Annotated in this window: 5 protein-coding genes and 3 pseudogenes; 2 read left to right on the top strand and 6 right to left on the bottom strand. The window is 62.1% G+C overall.

What is annotated here, in order from left to right; genetic code table 11:
* Positions 1–100: 100 nt before the first annotated feature.
* A pseudogene (locus VQ045_RS20960) lies at positions 101–628 on the bottom strand (transposase family protein); the annotation flags it as partial.
* Between the two features lie 82 nt (positions 629–710).
* Here VQ045_RS20960 and VQ045_RS20955 point away from each other — a divergent pair.
* Positions 711–854: pseudogene (locus tag VQ045_RS20955) on the top strand (IS3 family transposase); the annotation flags it as partial.
* A 140-nt stretch (positions 855–994) separates the two neighbouring features.
* Here VQ045_RS20955 and VQ045_RS20950 read toward each other — a convergent pair.
* From VQ045_RS20950 to VQ045_RS20930, 5 genes are read right to left on the bottom strand one after another with little or no spacing between them, the layout of a single operon-like run.
* Positions 995–1468, bottom strand: a complete 474-nt coding sequence (locus VQ045_RS20950; protein ID WP_331831501.1) for a heme-degrading domain-containing protein — start codon at positions 1466–1468, stop codon at positions 995–997.
* A 28-nt stretch (positions 1469–1496) separates the two neighbouring features.
* On the bottom strand, positions 1497–2627 hold the full coding sequence (gene wecB / locus VQ045_RS20945; protein ID WP_331831500.1) for a non-hydrolyzing UDP-N-acetylglucosamine 2-epimerase: 1131 nt from the start codon (positions 2625–2627) through the stop codon (positions 1497–1499).
* Positions 2620–3207, bottom strand: a complete 588-nt coding sequence (locus VQ045_RS20940; RefSeq protein ID WP_331831499.1) for a polysaccharide biosynthesis protein — start codon at positions 3205–3207, stop codon at positions 2620–2622. The genes wecB and VQ045_RS20940 overlap by 8 nt, the downstream gene beginning before the upstream one ends.
* 22 nt (positions 3208–3229) lie before the next feature.
* A complete protein-coding gene (locus VQ045_RS20935) occupies positions 3230–4072 on the bottom strand; it encodes a dTDP-4-dehydrorhamnose reductase family protein (RefSeq protein ID WP_331831498.1) in 843 nt (280 codons plus the stop codon).
* A 16-nt stretch (positions 4073–4088) separates the two neighbouring features.
* Entirely contained in the window at positions 4089–5360 is a 1272-nt protein-coding gene (locus tag VQ045_RS20930) for a glycosyltransferase family 4 protein (protein WP_331831497.1), read from the bottom strand.
* Positions 5361–5524: 164 nt separating this feature from the next.
* Here VQ045_RS20930 and VQ045_RS20925 point away from each other — a divergent pair.
* Positions 5525–6396: pseudogene (locus VQ045_RS20925) on the top strand (IS3 family transposase); the annotation flags it as partial.

The raw sequence follows: 6396 nt of genomic DNA, 5'->3' as shown, positions 1-6396 counted from the left end.
CACAGGAAAGGGCCCGATCGGGCCCTTTCCTGTGTCGTGCCCCTCACGCCAGTGGCCTGCTTTTACTCCGCCCCACTGGCCCGGTTTTGCTCCGACGTTGACAGACGATCGACCCGTAGTGGTGATTCCGGCGAAAAGCGAAGTCATCGATGCCGACGACATTCAAGGAATCCCTGCGCGATCGTGCTCGTCGCCGGACTACGCGAAGCAGTGTGTCGTTGCTGACCGGCATCATCAGCCGCTGGGCAAAGCACGCCGCGGGTCGCCCGCCGAGAGCCAGGCCGAGGTGATGGACGATGCGTTCCATCCTGCCGGTGCGGCGCGCCCGTTCCGCGACGACCTCGTCGCCAAAGCGTTCGGCAAAGATCTTGCGGCGACAACCCGTAAGATCGCAGCGAAAGCGGCGTGTGACCAGCAACAGCCGCACGGGCCTCCCGGCCGAAGGGAGATCGGAAACGCAGCGAACATAGCGGCTATGTAGCCGGCGCGAGGGGCTTCCGCATGACGGGCACGCGGAATCTCGCGTCCGAGCCAAAGCGGTGACCAAAAGCACGCTGTCGACGACCTCGAAACGTTCGACCGAAAGGCCGGCAGGAATTAGCGATGAGAGCGAAATGGCGGTGGGCATAAGATCGTTCTCCTCTTCGGAAAACCGCCACATGGCCTCTCAACTGCATCGGGAATGAGTCAGTCCCAACATTCCACGCCGATTGACACACCGACGGCAATGGTCGACCCGCGAGGACGCCAAACGCGAGCTATTCGCGTATATCGAGGGCTACTATGATCGACGGCGGATCCTCTCCGCTCTCGCATATAGGACCCCGGAACAGGCCGAACGACAAATGGCCTAAACCCGTGTCCACCAATTCGGGGAAGCATCATTGCCTTCTTCGGCGGCGTTACGAAGAGCATCGTCTGCGACAATCTGAAGGCCGGCGTTGCCAAGCCGTTGTGGTTCGAGCCGACGCTCAACGCTACCTTCGCCGCGATGTCAGCCGCCTACAAATTTCCCGATAGCCGCCACGATCATGTCGTGATCCTCGTGCTCGGCCAAGCCCGAAACTGCGATCGCGCCGATCACGCCGGCGGAGCGCACGCGGATGGGGAATCCTCCCCCGGCAAGGACATAGTCGGAGACGTCAAGGCCATATCGGGGAGGAAAAGTGCGGTCCTCGCGGCGCTGCTCGAGCGCCATACGATAGCTGCTCTTGTGGAACAGCCGAACGACATTGATCTTGCGTCGCGCCCATTCGGGGTTCGATCCGGTGGAGCCCGGAAGCGCGGCATAGAAGAGCGGGCGGTCCCAGAGCCGGATGTCGATGACGATTCGCGCACCCTGTGCAAGCGCACGGGCCTGCATGGAGCTGCCGAGAGAAAAAGCCACTGCCTCGTCAAAGTTCTCGAATAGAAGCGCGCTCTCCTCCTCAATCACCCTTGCAAGTTCGTCGCTGTCCATGGCGGCCATGGCCTTGCTTGCTCCTCTGAGACAACTTTCAGTCGGCAGTCTTGAGCCACACCCGGCGGTTCACGAAGTCCGTGTAGCTGACGACAATGCGCAGCATCTTGTCGGACACGTTTGCCGGAGCGTAGTCGGCGGGCATCCGAAGGAGGCGCGACTCACCTCTCGGCTGCTTCTCGAGGATCGAAAGGCCTGTCATCACGCTTTCCACGTTCAGTCCGACCATCATGACCGAAGCCTCCTCGAAGCCCTCTGGACGCTCGTGGACCTCGCGCAGGTTGAGCGCCGGGAAGTTGAGAATCGAGCTTTCCTCGGTTATGGTGCCGCTGTCGGAGAGCGTCGCCTGCGCCGCCATCTGAAGCTTGATATAATCAAGGAAGCCGAAGGGCTTCTCGAAGCGCACAAGCGGATGGCAGGAGACTCCCAGGGCGTCGATGCGCGCGCGCGTGCGCGGATGGGTGGAGACGACCACCGGATTATCGTAGCGTTCCGCCAGAGCGTTGAGCACGGAAGCAAGGCGGGCGATCCCCTCCGGCGGGTCGACGTTCTCCTCACGGTGAGCGCTGACGACGAAGTACCGCCCTTCCACGAGCCCAAAACGCGAGACTACGTGCGAAGCCTCGATCCCGGCTTGATAATGCTCCAGCACCTCCCTCATCGGGCTTCCGGTGACGATCACCTGGTCGGGCGCCACGCCCTCGCGCAGGAGATAGTCGCGCGCGATCTGGCTATAGGTCAGGTTGATATCGGACACATGATCGACGATCCGCCGATTGATCTCCTCGGGCACCCGGAAGTCGAAGCAGCGGTTGCCGGCTTCCATGTGGAAGATCGGAATCTTCCGGCGCTTGGCCGCGATGGCGGCAAGGCAGCTGTTAGTGTCGCCGAGGATCAGCAGGGCATCGGGGCGATACGTCTCGAGCGCCTTGTCGACAGCGATGATGACGTTGCCGATGGTCTCCGCGGCAGACGCCCCAGCCGCCCCGAGGAAGAGATCGGGCGCGCGGATCCCGAGTTCGGAAAAGAAGATGCCGTTCAGCTCGTAGTCATAGTTCTGCCCCGTGTGGACCAGCGTATGCTCGAACTGAGCGTCGAACCTGTCAATGATGCGGGACAGGCGGATGATCTCCGGCCGCGTCCCGACAAGGGTCATGACCTTAAGCACGCAGGGCCCCCTGGATCAGGTTGAGGCTTAGAAGGATCTGGCGCACGCCCTCCACGTCAAAGCGTCTCGAATTGTGAGAGGTGTAGTCCTCGATCTCCGCGATCTCGCGCTCGCCTTCGACGAAATACTTGTCGTAGTTCAGGTCACGGGAGTCGGCGGGGATGCGGTAGTAATCGCCGAGATCCTCCGCTCGCACCATCTCCTCGCGCGAGACCAGCAATTCGTAGAGCTTCTCACCGTGGAGCGTCCCGATGACCTTGATGGAGGCCTGGCTCAAGAACAGGCCGCGCATCGCCTCCATTGGATAGAACTCGCACGAAGGCACTTGCTTCAGCGCCGCGGCGTGCAACACGTAGCCCACGCCCCGCATGACGTCGTCCACCGCGTTGTAGTCGCGCACGTCGCCGTTGTGGAACTTCACCCGGTCATCCCTGAGGGACAGCCACATGTCCTCCTGCTTCTTCTCGCCGCGGCTGAAGATGCGGATCTCAGAAAAGTCGGAGTCGAGGAAGCACCTGAGAACGGCGTTTCCGAAGGAGCCGGTGCCGCCCGTAATGAATAAGGTTTTATTTTGGAACATGATTTCCTGGCGCAGTTCTGGTTCAGCCGAAATCGCGCATGGCGGTGACAAGGTCCCGCCATGCCGGGGGTTGGTAGCCCGTTTCGTCGCGGAAACGGGCCGAATTGAGGGAGCGGTCGATGACGAGCGCCTCATCGGGCACGACTGTGATGTCCTTGCAATAGGCATTTGCGACGAGTTTGAGCAAGTCGTGCTTGCTGATCGCCTCGGCCGAGACATGGTAGAGTCCGCGAAGCTCGGGGCGCGGCAGCACAAAGTCGCGGATTACGCGGGCGAGTTCCACCGTCGTCAGTCCGGAAAATCGCGCCCGCGTAAAGCCCTTCACCGACCCCTCCTGTCCGAGGAACCAATCGATCAGCGAATGCGCGCTGGAAAGCTCGCGCCCAATGATCGAGGTGCGCAGCGTTACGGAATTTTCGTAGTCGACTTCACCCAGGAGCTTGCTACGGCCGTAGAGATCATAGGCGTTCGGGCGAAAGTCCTCGGCATAGTTCCCGTCCGCCCCGTCGAAGACGCAGTCGGTGCTGATATGGACGAGCCGCGCACCCGCGACGGCCGCGAGGCGCGCCAGCCGGTGCGGCAGAATGGCGTTCAGCGGAATAGCCTTCAGGGGGTCCTGGGCATCGTCGAGTTGCTTGACGACGCCTACGCAGTTGATCACGACGTCGGGTTTAACCTTCGCGAAGAGCTCGCTGAGCGAGTCAAAGTTCTCGACATCGATCCCGCTAATGAGTCCCGCGCGCGCCCCTTGCTGAAAACGGCAATGCAGAGACGTGGAGCGGGTGGATCCGAAGGTACGATAGCCGGAACTGTCCGCGAAGATGCGGAACACCGCGTTACCGAGCATGCCGGTCGCCCCGAGCACCAGAACGCGCTTCTCGTCAGCCATTCGGAGATTCTCCATCCTGCGGCGGACTAGCTTTCGCTCCCTTGCGATTAGCGATCGCCTGCTGGAAGTGCCGAACCAGCGACTGCGCCAGCCGGTCCGGCGCGAAATGGCCGTCAAAGTACCGACGCCCGGCGGAAGCCATCGCGCCCCTTTCCTCATCGGGCAAGGACTTCATCACGCCTATCGCCGCCGCGAGACTACTAGCGTCTTCCGCCGGAACGGTCAAACCCGCTCCCGCCAGTCGGATGACTTCGGCCCCGTCGCCGTCCAAAGCGGCGACGATGGGTTTGCCGGCAGCGAGATAGGTCGGGATCTTGCTCGGCACGGTCAGGCCAAAATTCTCCGCTCGCGTGAGCGTGACGAGAAGCGCCGAGGCCTGGGCAAGGATCGCCGGCATCGCCTCGCCGGGAAAGCGGCCGGGAAGCTCGACATTGGTCAGGTTCCGGCGCGCGATCTCCTCCCGCAGCCAGTCCGAGCGGCTACCGGAGCCGATCAGGACGATGCGGATATCAGGGTCGGCAAGAAGGCGCTCCGCCGCGTCCAACACTGTCTCGAGCGATTGGGCAGTGCCGAGATTACCGGCGAAGACAACGTTGAAGCCGGGCTTGAGGACCAGCACGGGCATCTTCGCCCGGGCGCGGTCGCCGAGAGGCGGATCGCCGGGATTGGGATGGTAGGCGACGGGCACGTCCGCACCCATCATCTCCACAAGGCTTTTTTTGAATCCGGGCGACTGCGCGAGAAGCAGGTGGGCTTGCCGATAAATGAACCGCGTCAGCGCCCCGACAGCAGACAGCATCGTCTCGTTTTTAACGAACCCGGTGGACTGGAGGCTCTGTGGCCACAGGTCCTGTACCCAGATGACGTGCGCCGCGCCTTTGATCCGGGCGATCACCGCGCCGGTCAAACCCTGCAGAATCGGCGAGATTGCATAAACGAAGACGACATCATAGTGCTCCCTGCGCAGAAGCCAGGGACCTGCAAGGACAGAACTCACCAGGAAGGATGCGTAATTGGCGATCATCCGCCCTGCTCCTCCCTTGCCTCGGGGCGAGACCGGAACCCTGTAAATCCGATAGCCGTCCGGATGAATCTCAGAGCCGCAACCGAGCGCGTGATAACCTGGGAAGATGCGGCCTTCCGGATAATTCGGCTGACCGGCAAGAACGGTGACGTCGCATCCGGCCTCAAGAAGCGCCCCGACCACGTTGGTGATGCGGAAGGTCTCCGGCCAATAGTGCTGGCTGACGATCAGAACCCTCAAGCGTATTCCATTCTGCTGCGTGATTGCGCTCCGAAGCTAATTTCTGAAAGACACTCGAAGCGTAGCGGCGTGCTAGCACTTGCCTTGGCGTGCTTCAAGGACTGATGATCCTGAACCGCGCCGGGTTTCCCGGAGACCTCAATTCTTGAGAGAATGGGGTCATGATGACGAAGACGACATCGAAGAGATATTCGCCGGAGGTCCGCGAGCGAGCGGTCCGCATGGTGCTGGAGCACCAGGGCGATCACGCCTCGCAGTGGGCAGCGATTTCCTCCATCGCGGCGAAGATCGGCTGCGCCGGGGAGACGCTGCGCTACTGGGTCAGGCAGGCCGAAAGCGACCAGGGTGTTAGGGCCGGGCAAACGAGCGAGGAGCGCGACCGGATCAAGGCTCTCGAACGTGAGGTCCGCGAGTTGCGTCAGGCCAACGAGATCCTGCGCAAGGCATCGGCGTATTTTGCGGTGGCGGAGCTCGACCGCCCATTCCGACGATGACGGCGTTCATCGGTCCCGGACTTGATCCGGGATCATCGTGATGTCTATGGGATCGAGCCGATCTGCCGTTCGCCATTGTCGCTCGGACCAATGGCGCGACATGGCTCACTCTGCCGATCGCTCCGTCGACATACCACGAGCACGCGGCCCGCAAACGTGACCCGGATCGCCGACCGGCTCGAGAACGACGCGACACCGAGCTATGCGACGACATCCGCCGCGTCTTCGAGGCGAACTTCGGTGTCTACGGGGTTCGCAAGAGCCCGCCCCGGGCTTGACCCCGGGTCTGGCGTCAGATGAAGCGCGAGGGCATCGACGTCGCACGCTGCACCGTCGCCCGGCTGATGCGCCAGATGGGCCTGAAGGGCGTCGTCCGCGGCAAGCCGGTGAAGACGACGATCAGCGACAAGGCCACGCCCTGTCCACTCGACCGGCTCTTGCGCATGTTGTGTGGTCTTGAGGCGTCGCGACTCTTTCTAACACCGCAGATGATGCGGTGGAGGAAGCATGCCTCAAATATCGATGATGCCAGGATGTCGCTT

Source organism: Aurantimonas sp. E1-2-R+4 (assembly GCF_036549515.1).
GTDB classification, from domain to species: Bacteria; Pseudomonadota; Alphaproteobacteria; order Rhizobiales; family Rhizobiaceae; genus Aurantimonas; species Aurantimonas coralicida_A.
This window is presented reverse-complemented; position numbering and strand designations above follow the sequence as displayed.